Below are 20,544 nucleotides of genomic sequence, written 5' to 3' on the forward strand. Positions count from 1 at the left end.
CTGGCTCGATTACGGCGATCATCCGGTGGCTCGATTACGCCGATCATGAAATGGACCGATTACGCCGATCCGTGACAACCGACGAAGACGTGTACTTCAACAAGCAAACCAAGGCCAGGCTCAGCTACCGGGCCATCAACGTCCGCTACAACCGCGAAATGCCGAAGAACGACAACGGCGATCCGGTGAAACAAGCGGCGGATGCCGCCGCCGACAGGTGGGATATTGAAGTCGATCGCCGCACCGGCTACCATCCGCAGATGGGCGCCACGTTCGAGGTCAATGGCGTGCCGCACGTCAACCTCTACGATCCGGCTTCCGTGCCGCCCATGCCCGATACGCTCACGGCGCACCAGCAAGCCGCAGTGGAGGCGGTAAAGGCACATATCGCCAATATCCTGCCGGATGAGCGCGAGCAGAAGTTGCTCACGTCCTGGCTCGCGTTCGTGGTTCAGAACCCTGGCGTGAAAGTGCGTTGGGCGCCGTATCTGTGCGGGCCGGAAGGCGACGGCAAAAGCTTCTTTCACGAATTGCTCGGCTTTGCGATGGGACCTGCCAATGTGCGCTCGCTTAGCGGCCATACCTTGGAAAATAGCTCCTTCACGGACTGGGCTGTGGGCCAATGTGTCCTCGTCATCGAGGAGATGAAACTTCACGGGCACAACAAGTTCGACGCTAGCAACAAGCTCAAGCCGTTCATTACGAATGAGAGTATAGAAGTGCACCCCAAGGGCAGGCCGACCTATCAAGCCGCGAACACGACCCAATACATCGTTTTTTCGAACTACCTTGACGGCGTGCCGATCACCGATACCGACCGGCGCTATATGTTTCTGCGGTCCCGCTTCGGCGCCGCATCGCTTCAGCAGTTCAAGGCTGCCAATCCTAACTGGTATCCCGGCCTGTTTAAGGCCATCCGCACGCACCCGGAAGCGATGCGTTTCTGGCTTATGCAATTCAACGATTTCCATGCGGATTTCAAGCCCGACGGCAACGCGCCGGTGACCGCGATGCGCGAGATGGTAATCGACATGTCGCGGACCGAGGTGGACGCCGCCTGTCAGGACGTGCTGCGGGATAAGGCCCCGGGAGTTACGGAATCATGGATTGCCTCTACCCTTTTTGTAGACGCGATCAAGGCGAAGCTGGGCCCTGACAGCCAATTAGGGCGGCAGAAACTCGCGGCCATCGCGTCGCAGTTCTTGGCCGACAACGGATATGTCCGCATGGGCCATAAGCGCCACCGGGTAGGGCCGAGCCGCGAGCCGTCGTATTTTTGGCGGCACGAATCGCTGTGCGAGCCCCCATCGAACTGGTGGGAAATTGCTGCGCCGATCCTTGCGGTATCATTCAACCAGGCGGCGACCCAAGGCTTTTTGGATTGAATCGCCGTGCTAGCTCCCGAAAAGGCAGCTAGCGCTATACCTAGCACAGCAGGTAACACAGCCATGAAACGCCCTGTTCATAAGGTCCTGTGAGATTGTTGTGCTAGGTATGGGTGTAAATGTGGGTATTACGCAGGAGAAGAAGTAATACACATGCAAATCATTTCTCACTATGGGTGATGGAGCGATAACCCGTAGCACAGCAAACCTAGCACAGCCGACTTACTAGAATCCCTTTGCATGCTTGGGAACGTATCAGTGGCGGCGGGACACTACCCTAGCTACGCGGCTTTCGAGACAGCGCGGCCGAGGCAATTTGATGTGCGCCTCGCATAACTGTCAGATGCGTGGTCGAACGCGCGTACAGGTATCACGCGCGCGGGAGAAGTCCACGCAGAGGGACTGGCTAGGCCGCTGGCATGGCTCGCGCAATCGCTATTCTGTACCTAACCCGCCACGGCATAGTGTTGTAAAAGGCGGTTGCGGTTGCCCGCTTCGCCGGCACGATCCTGAAATTGACCGTCGATTCTTGTACCGACCCCCGACCTACGAGGGCTGCTTCTGGCCGCTAGTTCCCTAAACTGCAGTTCGCCGCTGTTGTGAAAGCCCCGACTTCGTCGGATTGGTAATCCGTAGTTGGAACGCTCGCGCGATGAGCTGGACGCATATGCGACGTGGGCTACAGGCATTTCCAGGCGACGTCCTCGCAATCGGCGGCGACCATGTAACCGCCACGTAACCCTAATAGCCGCGCGTCGTCTCTTTCGTGACCTTCAACGGCCAGCGAGGCCAGGCAAAGCGACCTGAGCGGCCGCCCGCTGCGCGGTATTTCCTTCCGACCGGCGCGCAAATATCTCAGAGCCGCGCGCCGGTCTGGGCGCGGTTCGTACGACTGAGCTAGGGCAGCAACATCGTGGCCTGATTGGGTGTGCTGCGTCTCGGTCTTGGCGCCCGTCAACGTGATAAGCAGCGGGGACACACTGTTCTTTTTTTTTTCAGCTGAAACCGCCCCTACAGCCTTGATTTGGCCCCCCGGCACACCCGTTTTCGCTTTTGGAAACGGGTCCCTTTATTCGAGTGCACGCAGACAGGGACAAAAAATTTAAGAAAATTTTCGCGGCGCATTCGGGAACACGGGCGTGCCAGCAGGTCTTGCCGACTTAGCGCGCAGGTTTTCCCCTAGTTGGGGCAGCAGCGTTGGATGCGCGAGCGCTTGAACGCGAAACCCGTTTCAGGCGTGCTGCGTTTGAATGGCTGGTTGTTCCGCAACACGAGTTCACGACGGTTGATCGCGACAGTTTGCTTAGTGGTGCCTCAGCTTACCCGGCCATTGGTTATAAGGGATGGGGAGTCACGAACCACGCATCGGTCGCATCAACTTCTTTGGCCTTGACCTTGCCCGCCACTGCCTTGGCGATGCGACGCATGTGCGTGCGCATTACCGTCTTGTCATACAGCTCCTGATACTGGATTGCCACCACTTCGTAGTCGGTATTCAGAAGCTCGTCACGAATCTGCCGATCCTTGGCTGCTGTTTGCGCGTTGCCGTGCAGGTGCGCGCTCATGCCGTCCAGGTACACACAGACACCCTCGTACTGATCATTGGGTGCATGGAAGTAGACATCCGGTCGGGTAGTGATGCCGCCCGACAGCACGATGGGCTTCTCGGTCTCGAAGCTCGCCAGCCCTGCTGCCTTGAGCATCGCCACCAGCTGTTGCTCCGGTGGGTTCCCGGGCTTCTGGGTTTGTGTGTCGTCTGGCAGCACGGGGGGAATCTCGTGGCTGAAGCGCACGCTGTTTCCCAACTGGCGAAGGAACGTCTGTGCGGTGTATCGGTTCAACTCGCCGTGATAGAACGAGTTGCGGAAGTGCTGAAGGCAATCAACGCATGATGTTTCGCAGGCGGACGGGCAGTCTTCCACCAGGCTCAGCGTGCGCTGAACGACAGCTGGCCAGTGGGCGATCATCTGCTCCAGCAGGCCCGAACCACCTGGCATCGGGTCATACAAGAGCGCATCGTATTTCTCCGTGCCGGGTTTCCCGAAGACCTGCACCTGCAGGTCTGAGATCTCCATGTCTAACACCTCAGCTGCGCCCTGGCGCAGCGACTCCATCACGCTGTAAGCGGCTTCTTTGGACTGACAGTCCGGCAGGACCAGGGCGTCGGCCACTGCCTCGGCATAAAAGGCAATCTTCTGAATCGGGCGTCCACATCGCTCGATGTGATGCTCGTTAAACGAATCTAGCTCGGTCTGCGTGCTCATGGGCGATCGACTCTGGCCGCACACCAAGCACACCGGGTAGCCCATCTCGCCACGTGTCTTCACCTGCGCGGCGGCGCCCACATTGACCAGACGCATATGCAAACCGTGCTTCAGATGGAGCGCGGCCGCTCCCCATTCGTAAGCTGGCCCCCCCGAGTGTCGCCCCTGGTCTTGCCCGAAGACGGCCACAGGCAACTGGAACCGATAGTCCTCGTCGTCGGAGATGTACGACTGATGCGGCGCATCCACGTCGCAGACCTGCACGCCAAAAATACTGGCCGAGCCCAGTGATTCCGCCTGCGCGGGCGCTGCCGCCTGGGCCAGTCCCCCAGTCTCCTGAACAGACTCGTTGGCCAAATCCACCGCAAACACGATCGGCTCTTCAGGGATCAGGTGGAATGTGCGCGGCACAAACTTATGCGCGTTGGCATAGATCAGATTGCCCGGCACGTACTCGCGTACAGCTAGCGCGCTGTTTCGTCGCAACTCCCAGTCGGAGATATCCGATCCGAAGCGCGGGGCCACATGCGTGATGCTGACCGTTCCCGTATCCAGCCCATATCCCGGCAGGAAGCCCTCCGCAGCCAGCACGCCGTAGGTGTTGGTCTCATCCACGCCTTCCGCCTGGTTGGCTCGGCGCTTGGCCTCACCCTTCAGCTTCTTGACCAGTCGCTCACACCGGCTGCGCAGCGCCTCTTCATCCGGGTCCATCGAGCCTTTCGCTTCGGCCACCTTGCGCAGACGTTCCAGCTGCCCCAGTGCCCACTGAAGGCGCTGAAACAACCGGTCGATCACCGTCTGCAACTGGTCGGCTAAGCCGTCGATGATGGTTTCCACCTTCTCCGTGCTGACCACGTCAGCATCGGCCTTGGGCCACCCCTGCATGAAGGCTGCCATCACGGCCGCGATCAGGCCGGCGCGACGTCGACGGATGACTGCAGACAGGTCATCCACCTTCATCGGCGCCGAGCGCACTAGGCCCTCGGCTGTGAACAGGTAGCTCTTGATCTGTGACGGCAGACAGGTCCGCATGGCGTCCTGCAACGCGTCCATTTCAACCTGGGGCAGCGCCTTGTCTCTAAGCAGCTTGAACAGCGCCGTCATCACCGTGGCGTGCACGTGCTTGGCCACCATCACCGGATTGCGCAGGTTGAAGCTAGGCGGCTCCACCAAGCCTTCTAGCATCTTCAGGGGTTCGTTGAAGTAGGCACGGTCATGGCTGGCCGCCCGCGCGTATGTGATGTCCAGCGCCATGCGAAACTGCCGTCCGGCACGCCCAGCGCGCTGCCAGTAATTGGCCGGCAGCGGCGGCACATTCCGCATCAGCACGGCATCCAGCGCACCGATGTTCACCCCCATCTCCAGTGTGGGTGTGCACACCAGCGTGTTGATGCGTTCGTTGTCGCTCTTGAATGCGTTCTCGATGCGTTCGCGTTCTGCACCGGGAATCTGCGCCGAGTGCTCCTTCGCCCGCAGCATCGCGAATTCCTGATCGAGCAGCAGTAAGTCGTAGTTGTCAGCGTTCTCGGGCTCGAAGACCAGCTTGCCATCGCAGCGCCACGCCATGCAGCTCATGCTAGGGTTTATGCGCGTGTGCAGACGGCGGCAGGTTTGGCATCGGTACATGCCGGTGTCGGGCCGCACTGTCAGTCGGTTAGCATCGACCTGGTGCGCGCCCACGCAGCCCGGCAAAAGCCGGCCCCGAGCACCTTTTAGCTGTACGGGGGCCAGAAGTTGCAGTTTCTCGCTCACCAGCCGCCACATGTCTTCCAGGAACGGTTTCACCTCGTCGGGCATCACGCCCCACCCCATCGCAGCCTGCTTGGCCACCGTGCCGTAGTTGCTGTACCACTGCTTAATGCGCCCCTCATCGTCCTGCCCGTCACGCTGGAACTTCAGCGCCGCGGGAACGCCCTTCATTGAAGGCAGGTAGCCGCGCATGACCTGCAGCTCGCCGTCCATCCATACCTTGGAGTAGACGTTCGTGACGCTGTCATACAGCATGCGCCGGGACCGTGCTGCATCCAGCAGCGAGGCCACACCCTCTACCATCGCCTTGGGTTCGCACCCCAGCTTGCTGGCCCACTGAACAATCTCCGGTCGCTCTACATTCAAGCCGAGGTACTCGACCTTCATCCGCCCGATCGGCTCGAGGCCCACGCGCTGCCGGCCACCCACGGCCAACTCTCGCAGTATTTGCACCCGCAGGAACCATTTTCGTTCCTGACCATGCGCCTGGCCGGTCTCCGACTTGGGCTCCACGCGCCAGACCTCTGGAATCAGCGCCCGCGATAACTCATCGTCTGCGTCCAAATGCTGGTCCATCCACAGGGTTAAGTCACTGACCGAAATTGACCCCTGCTTGAGCTTCTGGTAAATCAACTCGCGCAGCCGATAACGCCGCGATCGGTCTTGCATCCAACCAGCCTGAAACGCTGCGTCCTGGCGGTTGTCGGCAAACACCAGCAACTTTCGGCGCTCTGCCCGGTGAATCATGCTTTGCGCTAGCACGTGTACGTCAGCCACGGTGGTGGCTCGCACCGGGCGAGCCGGTTCACGGTAGTTGCCGCTGAAGCGGCGCCCAGCCGCGCTGCACGACACACACCGGGTCAACTTCCCCTTGTGCTCTTCCTTCTGTTGAACGAAGTACAACGGCTTCAATGCCTTGTTGCGTCCGCAGCCCACACATTCGGCCACATTGCTGTCGTGCACTGTGCCGCAGTACCGGCAGGCAAACAGCGTCTCCGTGCGCACGGGGTCGTCCTCGGGGTCGGCGCCTACCTGATGGTCCAGCGACAAGGCGCGGATGCCACCCAGGTTGATGTCGGTGCCGCGCCAAACGCGTCCGGTGCCTTCGGCACTTCCGCCACCCGGCTTAATGCCGGTGAAGTTGAAGTCTTCCAGGCCATGCTCGAAATAGTGCTGGCCACAGGTGGTGCAGCTCAGCAGCGGGAATCGCTGCAAGTCGGCGTCGGCGGCCAAGGCATCCTCTGCAGACAGCCACAGCTTGGCGTCCTTGCTGTGCTCGGGGAACGTCACCACCGCACCGCTTACGCCACGCACAAAGCCGTGAACCACCGGGCGCAACAGCGGGCGTCCATCCTGGCGTGACGCGGCGCCCAGGGCCAGCCAAACTAGAATTTCTTCCTGCGAGATGGGTCGCCCCAGCGTACCCCCCAGACTAGCCAGAAGGTCATGCAGCTTTCGCGGCCGACGCAGTGCCTCGGCAATCTGAAATACCACCTCGTTATGGCTTAACCACTGGCAGGTCGCCTCGCGCCAGTTGCCCGCCGGCAGCCGGTTGCCCGTGGCCGACTGAAACCACACGCGCAATGACTGCACCGCCGCTTCGCTGGCATCGTCGCGGTCTACCTGGCTCAGCACTTCCAGCAAGGTCTGTAACTGGAGTGACTGATCACCATTCAACGGCGGGCTGGCTTTGCGCGGTGTGCCCCACAGATCGGTCTCGTAGGACTCGCCCACCAGTGCCACCTTGCTGCCATCCACGCCGAAGAAGCGGCTGGCAAATTCGCGGCCAGCCTCCAACCCGTTCACCGGGTCGGCGATCGTGGCCGACGTGGCCACGCACGCGGTGCTGGCCTCGTCCTTGCCGCAGTAAGCACGCAAGCGGCGGATCAGACAGGCGGTCTCCGCGCCTTGCGCGCCGGTGAACGTGTGCGCCTCGTCGAACACCAGGAATTCAAGCAGAGCGTTGTCAAACAGATCCAGATCTTGCTGTCGGGTTAGCAGCAGTTCTAGCTGCTTCACGTTCGTCAGGAGGATGCGAGGTTGGTTGCCCGGCTTGCGCATCGCCTCGCGGCTGACCCGCTCTTCAGCCGGGTGCAGGGCCACGTCCAACCTCTTGTGCTGCATGTCAGCCAGCTTGGCTTTGTAGTCTGCTGCCGTGCTGCCCGGCGGCAAGCGCACGCCGGTGACATCGGCCTCAGCGCGCGGCGTCTTGCCCACGTACATGCCGAAGCTCACGCCGGTGCCCGCCAGCAAGGAGCGCATGCGCTGGAGCTGATCCTCGGCCAGCGCATTCATCGGGTACACGATCACAGCAGTGATGCCGGCAGCCGCAGCGTCGTCACGCAATTTCAAGCATCGGCTAATTATCGGCAACAAGAAGCATTCCGTCTTGCCCGAGCCGGTACCGGTGGCCACGAGCGTAGGGCGGCCAGCCTGAATGGCACGGAAAGCTTGCTCTTGATGCAGATAGGCCGATGGGTACGGCGACAGCTGCCGGATGTGCGGGTGCAGCACCCCTTCCTTCACCAAGGCCTCCAGTGTCGCCCCTTGCTGGAAAGTGCGCGACAGCGAGATGAAGGGCCCTTTCATCAGCGGTGTGTTGCGCGTCTGTTCCAGGTTCAGCAACTCGCGCATCTGTTGGTACAGACCAGTGTCGGCGAACGCATAGGTGCTGAGCTGGTAGCGCAGGAAGTCGCCGACCACCTGCTCGGTGTAAGTGATTGGGTTCAGCATCAGAACAACCCTCCCTGTTTGTAGGTCGCCGCATCTTCGGCGGCGAGCAGCTCCTTGCTGCCTATATCGTCGGTCGGGTGCTGCAGTGGCACGATGCGTCGTATCAGCTCGGCGTGCGCGGCGCACTCTTCCCAGGAGCGCTCTATATCTTCGTTCAACTGCCACTCCAGGAATCGAGGGCCCATTCGGGCTGCCACTGGTTGTAGCTCACCGGCACGCGGGTCATGCCCCAGCCCATAGTCAGCTAGGCGGACATGCTCAGGCAGCATCCAACCTTCGCCTGCGTTCTGAGCCAAGAAGTCGTCCAGTCCTTTGCTCTTCAAGTCATGGAACGCTACGAGCGAAAGGACCGGGTGGCGCAGCTCAGGAGGCATGTCCTTGTCAATTCGCCAGAAGCCCTTAGGATTGAGGTGCTTCGAGTTTCCACCGCTTAGCCTGTCTTGCGGTAGGTCACAGCCTTCCAGCACAGTCAAGAAGTCACCCCACTCTAACCCGAAGTACCAAGCGCAAACGGCTTCGTTAATAGCTTTCAGCCTGGCGCGTTCATGTTCAGTGAGCGCCAGGTAACGAAACCAACTCTTGCTCTTCGACCTGTAGCCTAGCCAGTACTCGGCAAACGCCCTGTCGGGAAGGCCGAGCCGCATACCAATTTCAGAGACCCGCCGGAGACCCTCAGCACTCAATGCTGGCGTTGCGGTCTCGGCAACCACAAAGTAGTTGAGGTTCAAACCACCGAGCCGATTTCTTAACGTAAAGTCATAGGCGAAGCTGTTTAATGCTGCCATCAGCGAGACAGACTTCTGGGGGGTTGAACACTGCAATACCGCCACCGAGTTGCCGGCAGGGAAGTCGGCGACGAGACCGGCAAACATGGATCGGCTGTTTGTCGCCGACCCAATGGCCAGAAATCCAACTTTCAGGCCAGGCATGATCTCGGACTCTTCCTCGTCAGCCCCTCTGTAGTCAGCTTGCGACATGAGGTATTGCGGCATCAGGACCTTGTTCTCAAACGATATGTCTTCCCAGACGGCCTTGCGCCCCTTGCCACTAACCCAGGCCTTCTCGCTGAAGTCGAACTGGCCGACCATTCGCCCCTCGTACAGCGGGAGCGCCACGCCCTCGATCTGGTCAACGTACAAGGCGAGCGAGCCATCGCGCGACAGCACGACGCGAGGGTCACGATCCAGGATGTTCTTTGGTCCCGAGAAGGCCAGCCAAGGCCCCTTCAGCCAGTGACCGTACTCATCGGGTTGATAACCCTGCTCCTCCCACTTAGGACGCGGCGGGAACAGCTTGGAGTCCGTCGTCATGTCGAACTCGCGGGCATATTTAACGCTCCACCCACGCTCGCTCTGATCGCCAAGCAATACGCCGTGAGCGTAAATCTTCTGTAGCACCCGCAGTTCCTCCTCGCTGCGAATTTCCACGATGGCCTTGGTGTACGGCGAGAATTCCAACACCCTTTCACGCGGGTAGGCCAACACGTGCCGCTCTGCGTTTGCCCAGTGGTCCACGTTGCGATGCATGAAGGCCGCCCGGATGGCCTGGGTAGTACCGCCCTTCTGCACGATCAGCGGGCAGAACTTAAACGACCGGTGGATGTCGAAAATACCTTCCCGGTTTTCGAAGCCGAATAGCCATTGCCAATCGCAATGGTCCAGGAACAGACCACGTAGGTTGGTCGTCCCCTTGTCCGTGTAGATGCCACTGGGCACGATCATGCCCATGCGTCCCTGGGGTCGCAGCAAGGCGTGGCTGAGTTCCAGGAACATCTTGTAGGTATTCAGGTCCGCCGAGCCCTGGTGTACGAATGGATGGACCGCGTCTGCAAATCCCTTGCGCTTGCTGCGCTGTTGCTGCCACGTCTTGTGCAGCCGGGCTGATTCGGTAAAACCGTTCTGGCCTCGGCCGCCCAGGTTCAGGTCGTGCTTACTGTTGCCGTATTTGTCGGTGGTGACGCGGTCGCCAAAAGGCTGCCCTACGAACTTGACCCAGTTGGACATGCCCTTGATGCCGGCGTTGTAGGCCACCCACTGGTGTTCCAACTCCGGCAGGATCCGGAAGTAGTCCAACTGCATGGCCAGCGCATCCTGTTTGCCGTAAGCGCGGTAAAGCGGGTCGTGATTGGAGAAGAACTCCTTAGAATTGGGCTTCTGAATCTCCCAGGGCGGGTTGCCCAGCATCGCGTCAAAGCCAGGCCGGCCCGCCGTGAAGACATCCGGAAACTCCAGCTCCCAGTGGAAGAAGCGCTTCTGCTGCGCTACATCGCGGGCGAGCACGAGCGCGTCTTCGTTGGGCTTTGCGAAGTCGAACGGCAGCGGCGCCAGATCGACCTGCTCGCCTGGCCAGAACCACAACGCACACCACAGGTCCATGCGGGCCTTCAGCGCGTGGAAGTGCGGGTTGTTGAGAACCTTGTCGCGGTACATAGCGGCGCGCTTGTCGCTGTCATGCACCGGCAGGCGGTGCAGCGCGCGAAACACCTTCAGCAGCTCGTTGTGCACATGGCTGGCTTCCAGTGCCGGCCCCAGATTTAGTTGGCCGGTGATTTGCGTCTGAATCTGGTCGGGCACGGCCTTGGCGCGGGCGTTGATGGCGGTAGTGAACTTGTCGCCGATCTTCTTGCCCTTGGCGTTCACATGAAAGTGGTTGACCAGGTTGCCCGGCTTGTCTTTCTGGTAGTCCTTGTCGCCGCCTTCGCGCGCCCATGCCATGGCCGGGTAGTCGCGGTAGGTGTCGAACCAGGCACCTACCAGTGAGTTGCCGACCTTAAGCTTGTGGTCCAGGAAGCCAAAGGGCAGATCTCGGTCCATGGTCTCGACCCACAAAGCCATTCGCCCAAGCTCCACCGCCAGCGGGTCCAGATCAACTCCGTATAGGCAGCGCTCCACGATGTGACGTTTGAGCTGTGCACGGAGCGCATCCTCAAAGCCCTCATGCGCTGGATTAAGCTTCAGCATCTCATCGCTCAGCAGCTCTGAGACCTGGCCGTCGGCCATGCGGGGAACACCGCCGTTCTCAGCCCGTTCGATCAATTTGTGGTGGTGAAGTGATGCCACCAGTGCATCCGTCAGGTAGCGCAAAGCCCCAGCCAGGAATGAGCCTGAGCCCATGGCGCAGTCGCAAACCTTTAGCGACAGGATTGCCTCAGGGCGTTTGGGCAACCACTCCGCTACTGTGTCCAGGCCCGTGCGCTCATCTATTTCCGTGCGCACGGCGTCGTATGCCAGCGGCTGCAAGGTCCGGCGCACGGTGGGCGCCGCCAGTTGCGGTCGGGTGTAGAAGGTGCCGGCGCCTTTGCGGGTGCCCCCCCAACGCACCAGGAAAAATTGGCCGGGCGCCACCAAGCGCGCGCATAGCTGCTTGGCTACCTTTGCAAGCGCTTCGGTGTCGTCGGCGCTGCCTGCTAGCTTCCGGCCCCGTGATCTCTTGACCAGGCCTGCTAGGACGGCAGCCTTCTCCAGCCAGGTCTGTGTACGAGCAAGGTAGTCGGCGCTGATCGCGAGTTCATCGTCTTCATCGGCGACTTCGGTCTCGGTCTCGGTCTCGGTATCCGGCGTGTCGGCGGCCGCGCCTGCTTCTTCGAGGTCGTCAGGAGCTTCCGGGTCTTCGGGCTCCTCACCTTCGGCTTCCCCAACGGCGACCTTATCCTTCTTCTTCAGCGCTTCGAATAGTTGCTTGATAACGGCATCGTCCATTGCCTCCAGCTGCGAGAGCGTCAAAGCGGGTTCGTTGCCCACTGCCAGAAACACCACGGGGTCATCGGCCGCGGCCTGCTTCAACTCGAAGTCCAGCAGGCCTTCGTACAAGATGCCGATGTACTCAGATGAGAGCGCCGAGAAGTCGACAGGTGCGTCCACCAGTGTGTTCTTGTGGCCTTGGCGCACCCGCAATCGCGTACGTGTCAGCAAACGCAGCATGTGCTGAACCTGGCGGTCGGTGATGCCGTTGCTGGGGCTTTCCAGTAGCGCGAGTGCGCGCGAGATGCCGTCTTGCGAATGAGGATCGCCGGGCTCGAACAGACCCCCGCTGTACTGGGGCACGGGCAAGGCTTCGTGCGAGGAGCCGTAATAGACCAGTCCGAACAATGCCATCAGCCTAGGCCACGCGCTGCGGCCTTGCGCCAGCCGTTCATTGCCACGGCCACTGGCACGGCGGTCCAAACTCTGCCGCAGGCCTTCCAGGCTGTACGCACGCTGGTAGATCGGATTGTCCACCGGCAGCAGGTTTCGCGCCTCAGCGAACAGTGTGATGATGCAGCGCATTACGATGCGCGAGCCGGCCACGTATAGGTCGGCAAAGGCCGGCGCGGTGCCGCTCAGCTGGGCGTGTTCAATGACGCTGTGCGATGCGGTGATTAGCTCTTCAACTGCTTGACGGACGCGCTCGCCAAGCACCGCCGACAGATCGGCTTGCCCCTTGCGCGAGGCCAAGACGGCACTCAGCAAGGCGCCTTCGCCCTTGGCCGTGGGAGCCGCCATGGAATCGCGAGATAAGAGGTGCCGCCAGGCCGTGACCTGCGGTCCGGGCAGTCCTTCCACAAACCACAGGTCGATGTCCCATTCGCACCAAGCTTCATAGTCTTGACCGGCGTGCACCAGGCGCCATTGTCGGCCGTTGGTGACCAGTGCCAGGTGCTGCTGCTTCTGGCGCAGCCACTCAACCACCCGGCTCAACAACTGACGTGAACGGCCCACTCCTAGACGGCCTGCAAACTGGCGTGACGCGCCGTCATCTGGAACGAACACCGGTAGCACGTCGCCGTGAAGCCCCTGCCAGATGCGCCGGGGCTTGATCATCGCTCCAGTGAAGCTGCGCAAGGCCCAGCGAGCATCCACGTCCTGCGCTTTCTGCCACTCGCCGTCAGGCAGCGTGGATAGTTCCTGCAACATAAAGTCCAGCAGCGCGCCCAAGCGTTCGTTGGTGCCGTCAAACGCCGTGAGCGCGCGCCGCAGCTTGTCGACTTGCCACATGGGCAATGAAGATAATTCGGCGGCAAAGACCGTGGCGATCTTGTCGGGGGCGATCAGCAGCCCGCCATGGTTCAGGCTGCTCCACCAATCAATGTTGTTGTTCATGACCGTGCTCCCGGCAGCCGTATCTCGACCGTGACCGGAAATACCTGGGCCGTGGAGCGTAGCGTGAACCGGTTGGGTACCACATGCTGCAGGATGCGATCCCTCTCTTGCATGAGCCTTTCCAACAGATCGCCGAACTGACCCTGTCGGCGTTTCAGTTCGTCTTGAAGGTCGCGCAGTCGTCGCTCAGCGAGTTCATTCGCGTCTTCCAGCAGCGAATACTGCAAGGAGGCGGCGCGCTGCTCTTCGATTTCTCGCTTGAGTTTCTCGATGCTCTGGTCGCGCTGCAGATTGGACACTTCTCTGATACGGCGCTCGAACGCTTCCTTTTCGTGCGCTGCGGCCTCCGCACCGGCCGCTTCGAGCTCGCCGGCAATCGTTTCCGACAAACAGGTTCGATAGGTGTTGATCCAGGTACGGACATCGTCATCCACGTCGTCCCAGATCGCGCGAGCTTCCTGCGCGCCGGCAGTGTCTTCAGCCGCCGGGTGCGGCGCACCGTGCGGGCCTGCATAGGCCAACGCTTCCCCAAGTGCGCCGCCCTTGACGGGTAAGATCACGGTCCGCACCCAGTGGTGAAATGTCTCACGTAATTCGTTGACTGCCATCTCCTCCACCGTCAGCAGCAGCAGGGCGTCCGCGCCAGCGGGTACGGACCCTCGGGTGACCACCCAGCGGCTGGGCGGCGTGAATTCACTTTGGCCGCCGGGGAAACGCAACCGGGCAAAGGATGCGAGCGCCTGCCGCATGATAGGGTGCCCCAAGTGCAACAGCACCGTGTCCATTGATGGGCGAAACACCGGGCGGCCGTTGATCGTGTGAATGAAATGCTGGTTGTCGAAGACCAGCCAGGGCATTGCGCCGATGACGCCCTTGTTCGATCGCAATCGCAGGCTGTCGTCCACCACGGCCTGCCAGCGCGACGGCAGGGGCGAACGCAGTCGCATCCGTCCCCGTGCATCGGGCCCCTCCAGCGGCTCCTGCGCCGAGCCCAACCCTAACGCAATGCGCAAGGTGTCTTGCAACGTTTCCGGGCTAAGGTCCAGATCAGTCAGCAACTGTTCAAGCCGTGCGCGGTCTTCGGTGCCACGCTCTTGTGTTTGCACCCGAGCTTCGTTCGACGCGCGTTTGCGCGTGCTAATTTCTCGCTCAAGTTCTGTGAACACGTCTTTGTCGTCATTAAACTCCATCATCCGGCGCTGGAAGGCGGCATCGAAGAGTTCACTCACAGAGCCGAGGTCCTCGCGAATGTCGTTGACCTTTTCGAGCACGCGAGCCACGAAAGCCAGGTCGGCGTCGTCATCGCTGGCGAAATGATAGATGGTGACATCACGCGATTGGCCGTGGCGGTCGATACGGCCGTTGCGTTGCTCAAGGCGCGAAGGGTTCCAGGGAATCTCGAAGTGCATCAACAGCCGGGCGGTGTGCTGCAGGTTCAAGCCCTCGGAGGCCGCATCAGTGGCCACCAGTATTTGCACGGGAGAATCAGGGTCGTTGAAGGCGAGCTTGATTCGCTCGCGGTCTTCGTCGCTCATGCCCCCGTAGAGCTGGATGATGGCGCCGCTGTCTGCACCGAACTCGCGCTCCAGCCGCTGGACCACGTAGTCCAACGTGGTCTTGTATTCAGTGAAGACGATCAGCCGCTCATCGCGATTCCACGCCTCGGCGTTGCGCAGACGCTGTTTTACGAGGTCTTTCAGACGGTCGAAGCGCGCGTCCACGCTCGGCACTTTGTTCACCACGGGAAACTGGTCCAACTTCAATGCTTTCAGTGCCAAGTCCACTGCGGCCACCTCATCAGCGAGGGTGCCTAGGTAGGGATGCATCCACGCACCGACCACATGTGTCGCGTGCAGGTTGCGGCTCTCGCGCTCCTGGTCGTCGTCAATATCCTCCTGGAGGGCCCGCCGCGCGGCCAGCACTTCGCTGGACCGAGTGGCTTCCCGTTCAGCCAGGCCGGCTTTGAAACGGAGCCAACTGTCAGCGAAAGTGACCGAGCTGGAGAGCAAGCGCTTGCGCAGCACTTCGATGGCGAAATTAAGGACGGTTCGCGCTTCAGGCGCCGCGATAATTTGGCGCTTGAGCGCAGCACAGAAAGCACGCACGGAGGTCGCCAGTTCCTTCTCTGCCTTGGGGAGGTATAGCAGTAGCGGTTCGAGGTAGCGCGTAGCGAAGCGTGGCGGGCGCCCTGCCTGCGTGTCTTGCGTGTTGATCTCGCTCTTCAGACGGCGAATCAGTACATCGCCGATCATCTGGCGTTCCTTGTCCGTAAACGCCGGTGTGCGTGTGAACCGCACTGGATCGAGCTGCTCCAGCAGGCCGGAGAAGCATCGGGTGTGACCATTGTGGGGCGTTGCCGTCAGAAACAGCCTGTGCTCGAACCACGGTGTCAGCAGCCGCAACATTTCGGCCAAGTCACTTTCCTCGCCGAAGTTCGAAGGCATCAGGTTGTGCGCTTCGTCGACAATCAAAAGGTCCCATGGCAACTGCGCTCCCTGATGAGTATGGGTGGTGCGGCAATTGGCGATGAATTGCTCCAGCACATCGGGCTGACGAAGGTAGTGATATGACGTGATGATCCTGGGCAGCGCGCGCCAAGGGTTGGCGTCCAGGCCCATTTCCTTCTGTAGCTTGTGCGTGGCCGCCTTATCGACGATGTCGAAGCCAAGGGAGAACTTGTCTTCCATCTCCTGCTGCCACTGGGTGCGCAGCGAGGCCGGTGTGAGGATCAACACGCGCCTGATGCGGCGCTTTCGCACCAACTCCGCTAGGATAAGGCCCGCCTCGACGGTCTTGCCCAAACCAACGTCGTCTGCCAGCAAGAGAGAGACGCGCGGCATGCGCATGGCGCGCGCCAGTGGCACGAGCTGGAAGTCGTCAGCGCTGACCGCGCCGTACACCGGAGCGGTGGGTACGGGTCCGCCACGCCGCGCGGGTGAATCGGCAGACAGGAAGGGCGTGATGGCAGTCCACCGGGTGGCTCGCTGTAGGGCGAGAAACTCCCGCATGCGCATGGGAGCGTCGACACTTGCGCGCGGCAAGGCGTTGGGCTCCAGAACCACTGGCTGGCACTCGCGCTCCCAGAGCAGCGTTTCTTCTGCGTCGCCGTCCGAGTCACTAAATTCGATGGTGACCAGGTGGAGCAACTCAGAGCTTCGAGCTGCGGCGAAGGGCTCCACCCCCGAAATGACCCCGCGACGATTGCGCACGGTCGCAAGCATGCCTACGCGGGGCACCGCTACTGGAGGGTTCTCGTGCATCCGCTGCTCATTGGTTATTTTTTCATTTTTAGGCCTGAGTCCAATTCGGCGCCAGGCGGTCGGCCACGCCGAAACTCAAGTGTTTGCCCGATCTTTCACGCAGACGTAAAGTTCAAGCCGACCGTATCTTACCGCCCCTACTGGCGCAGTCGCCATGTCCACTTCGTCATTCCGAGTCTGAAGTGCCTCCTGCCCGCCCCAGAGGAAGGGGCGGCCAGGGTCTAGAGTAGAGATGCATCCCTCGGCGGACCGTTTCAGGAGAGAGGTCGAAGGTCATGTTCACGAAGCCGTTAACGACCACCTGTTTTGACGCGGCCTCAGTACCTTGCTGCCTGTCAGAACTCTTCACAATCGGTCGTTTTCTAACATATAGAGCAGTTGAGGCAACGCGTCGCGGCCGGCGGGACAAAAGCCGTCGTTGCGCGGGACTGCGGAAGCAGCCGCGAAGCGCTGTATCAATACCTTGCGCGAACGCCGAGCTGAATGTCTACGTGGCCTAAACCACCCTATGGACGGGGTGCTTAACAGCATCTCCTTATACACAACTCGACACGTCCGGAACGATGACGGAGTAAAAAGCTGTCAGAAGGGGGTTGTTAACAATGCGAATTTCGCGTTTACTCTCGGATTTTCGGCATGAAGATCCGAGACGACGCGGGAGCATGGGTGGACGAAGAATTTGAAACGCTGGATTTAGGTGATCCACGGCGAGACCGGCGCGCGAAGGAGCTGGTCAAACGGTTCGCCAGCCGGCCCACGGCCAGCATTCCGGGCGCGTGCGAAGGCTGGGCTGAGACGATCGCGGCATATCGATTTCTGGGCAATGAGCACATCGACTGGCGCGACATGATGCAGCCGCATTGGGACCGCACCACGGCACGCATGGGGCAGTTGCCGGTGGTGCTGTGCATTGCCGATACGACAGAGCTAAACTTTAACGGTCAGGATATCGAAGGAGCCGGCCCGCTCAGTTATGAAGCACAGGTGGGCATGTATCTGCACGCGACCTATGCGGTGACACCGGATCGGGAGCCGCTGGGTGTGATGAATGCATGGATGTGGGCGCGCGAGCCACGCGATGCAAACGGCAGGCGTGGCGGTGTCAAGGAAAGTGTGCGGTGGATCGAAAGCTATGAGATCGTGGCCGATCAGGCACGGGCCCTGCCTGACACGCGACTGGTGTATGTGGCCGATCGTGAAGGCGACATCGCCGCGCTCATGCAGCGTGCGCAGGAACTGGGTGAACCGGCGGACTGGCTGATACGCTCGCAGCACAATCGTGCACTGAAGGGCGAAGCGAGTTTTGGGAGACGGTGCACGCCAGTGAGGTGCTCGGCCACATCAGCTTCGTGCTGCCCGGGCGTAGCGGCCAGAAGGCGCGTGAAGTGAGGCAGGAACTACGTAGCCAGCGCGTCACGCTGCCCGGGCGTGCCGGTGTCACGCTCACCTGCGTCGAAGCGTATGAAGTGGATGCGCCAGCGGGTGTGAAGCCCGTCATCTGGCGTCTTGTGACCAACCGCGAAGCGGGCGATGTGCATGCGATCATCGAACTCGTTGACTGGTACCGCGCGCGGTGGGAAATAGAAATGTTCTTCAACGTCCTGAAGAACGCCTGCCGGGTTGAGGCGCTGCAACTCTCACAGATGGAGCGGGTGGAAAAGGCGCTCGCCTTGTACATGGTCGTATCGTGGCGTATCGCGCGGCTCATACGTGTCGGACGGACATGTCCGGAGTTGGACGCGTCGCTGTTCTTCGCGGCTGACGAGATTCATGGCGCGCACGTGCTCTGTAAGAAGGCACGTCCGAAAAAACGACCGACGCTCAACCAGATGATACGGATGATCGCATCGCTGGGCGGATTCCTCGGGCGCAAGAGCGACGGCGAACCGGGCGCGAAGACGCTGTGGATTGGCATGCAGCGAGTCATGGATGCTGTGATTACCATCCAGATCTTGCGCGACGGCTATGACACTTCTGTATAACGAGATGGCTCAACAGGTGTCGGTAAATGGCGGGCACTATCCGAGCGGGAAGGTAACACGCACCCCCCAGCGTCGCGCTGCAAAAGAATCTAACTATAATTTCGGATAACTTATGAAAACATTCTTAATGTCGGCGGTTGTACGGATTCTTGCTGTAATCCCACCTGCTTACGCTCAAAAGATACGTACGGCTCCGAACGGCACTTATGTTGGCGGTGCTCCACAGATGGCCCCCAACGGCTCTTATGTTGGTGGCGCCCCACAGATGGCTCCTAACGGCTCTTGGGTTGAAACTGCGGATTAGACGCAATTGGGCCGCGAGGTAACACCGGGCCCTCAGCGCTTCGGATTTTGCGGACGGCACCTATACTTCCATCGGGGCGGTGGGCTTCGGGACTACGGCGAAGCACTTAGGAAAAGGAAGAGGCGAGGCATGAAATATTGGTGGGGCAATCAAAACCAAACGTATAAGCACGAAGTGAGCGGCGGTTACCTATGTGGTCGCCCAAGAAAAAGAAAGACGGCAGCCGAAACTATTTTTACGACACGATGATGCAAGCCATGGTCGGCGATTTGGTTATGTCGTTTAGCGACACCCGAATCAAAGCACTTGGTATTGTTAGAGCGCCTGCTGCGACCGCACCCAAGCCAACCGTATTCGGAAATGCCGGCGCGCATTGGTCGAACGAAGGCTGGTTTGTCGAGGTCGACTATCAAGAGTTAGAGAAGATTATTCGGCCTGCGGACCACATGGATGTCTTGGAAGCGTTGCTACCCGAGCGCTACTCTCCGTTGCAGGCTAACGGAATCGGCAATCAGTCGGTGTACTTGGCAGAATTGCCCGAGGCGATGGCCCACGCGCTCGGCGCCCTCATCGGTGCCGAATACGCCTCACTTATGCGGAACGCGAACAATGCTTCACTCGACACTCTCAATGAGAATGCGGAAGCCGACGTCAAAGAACGCGCTGATATCCCGGAGACGGAGAAGCTACAGCTTATTAAAGCGCGCCGTGGGCAAGGACTTTTTCGCTCCCGTGTAGAGCTGTTGGGGGAGGGCTGTCGGCTCGCTGACGTTGTAGAGCGTCAACATCTCCGCGCCAGCCATATCAAGCCGTGGTGTTTGTCGACGGACGGGGAAAAGCTGGAAGGCGACAACGGGCTACTTTTGTCACCTCACGTCGATCACCTTTTCGACCGCGGCTTTATCTCCTTTTCGAGCGATGGGACGTTGCTGGTTTCGTCCCATCTGGCGCCCAACGTTCTCGCCTCGTGGCATTTGAACAAACCAATTGGATCGCGAAAGCTCGTCGGCCAGAGCAAGACAAGTTCATGGACTACCATCGACGGAATATTTTCCTTGGGTAAAGCCACGACAAAAGCGAGGTAGGTGATTTGTTGCATTACGAGGACGCTGGGGGCCTCCGATGCTGTAGCTGGGCGCGCCGGTTGTAGTGCCGCTTATCGATCAACCGGGCAAAGCTCAACTAGGGTTATAGCCCTCCGGGAGAATTTCTCCTGATGCGTGACAGTCAAACACGTCAGCGCGCAGTCTGTCGCGACTGGGGGGCACCCCGACCCACTTCGGCCCCTTGAGCCAGTGCAACCTCCGCGGTGGTTTTTAAGGCCCAACGGCCATTCGTCGACTAGCGTACGGTGGCGGACGTTCGGCCTTTGTGAACGTTAGAGAACAGGCGATCCTCCCACGTGCATTAGTTTCGACCTATTTTCACGTCCAGGCTCTTGACCTGGCAAAACGCTTCCTGCCCTAGCTTCAACACCGCGATGAGACAAATCGCGCACACTGGCACTAATGCTCCGGCCACAACGCCTATCGAGGCGCCGACAGCAGCGGAGATGGCCGAGACCACTGCTAGTTGTGACTTGCTGCTTGTTTTCGCCAAATCCCTCCTGAGCGCCTGGTATTTTTTGTCCTTGGTACAAAGAAGGAGACGGAATTCGCTCTTCAACTGATCCCAATACATAGTCGGACCTGCAAAATTGGGTTTTGTTCGTGGACGCCTCGGGGCGTTCATCAGGTGGCCTTGTACTTTTCGAACTCAGGCAGTTGTAGGAGGTGCGAGCAAGGTTCCT

General features: G+C 60.2%; 5 protein-coding genes and 1 pseudogene. 3 read left to right on the forward strand and 3 right to left on the reverse strand.

Features of this window, described 5'->3' with window-relative positions; all coding sequences use genetic code 11:
* A partial coding sequence (locus AWB81_RS45960; RefSeq protein ID WP_159938971.1) for a primase-helicase family protein occupies window positions 1–1,385 on the forward strand: 1,385 nt, incomplete at its 5' end.
* Window positions 1,386–2,719: 1,334 nt separating this feature from the next.
* On the opposite strand, the gene AWB81_RS32585 is transcribed toward AWB81_RS45960, so the two are convergent.
* Genes AWB81_RS32585 through drmD form a run of 3 tightly spaced genes read right to left on the reverse strand, consistent with a single transcriptional unit; the run spans window position 2,720 to window position 16,430 of the window.
* The gene (locus tag AWB81_RS32585) at window positions 2,720–8,131 is read right to left on the reverse strand and encodes a DEAD/DEAH box helicase family protein (protein WP_062641341.1); all 5,412 of its coding nucleotides are present in this window, start codon (window positions 8,129–8,131) and stop codon (window positions 2,720–2,722) included.
* On the reverse strand, window positions 8,131–13,209 hold the full coding sequence (locus AWB81_RS32590) for an Eco57I restriction-modification methylase domain-containing protein (protein ID WP_062641344.1): 5,079 nt from the start codon (window positions 13,207–13,209) through the stop codon (window positions 8,131–8,133). Before AWB81_RS32590 ends, AWB81_RS32585 begins: the two co-directional genes overlap by 1 nt.
* Window positions 13,206–16,430, reverse strand: coding sequence for a DISARM system SNF2-like helicase DrmD (gene drmD / locus AWB81_RS32595; protein WP_062641345.1), 3,225 nt, complete (start codon window positions 16,428–16,430; stop codon window positions 13,206–13,208). Before drmD ends, AWB81_RS32590 begins: the two co-directional genes overlap by 4 nt.
* Window positions 16,431–17,105: 675 nt before the next feature.
* On the opposite strand from drmD, the pseudogene AWB81_RS32600 reads away from it, so the two are divergent.
* Window positions 17,106–18,451, forward strand: a pseudogene (locus AWB81_RS32600) (IS4 family transposase).
* Between the two features lie 495 nt (window positions 18,452–18,946).
* Entirely contained in the window at window positions 18,947–19,840 is an 894-nt protein-coding gene (locus tag AWB81_RS32605) for an HNH endonuclease (RefSeq protein ID WP_200822590.1), read from the forward strand.
* Window positions 19,841–20,544: the final 704 nt, after the last annotated feature.

The organism is Caballeronia arationis (genome assembly GCF_001544975.2).
Classification (GTDB): Bacteria; Pseudomonadota; Gammaproteobacteria; order Burkholderiales; family Burkholderiaceae; genus Caballeronia; species Caballeronia arationis.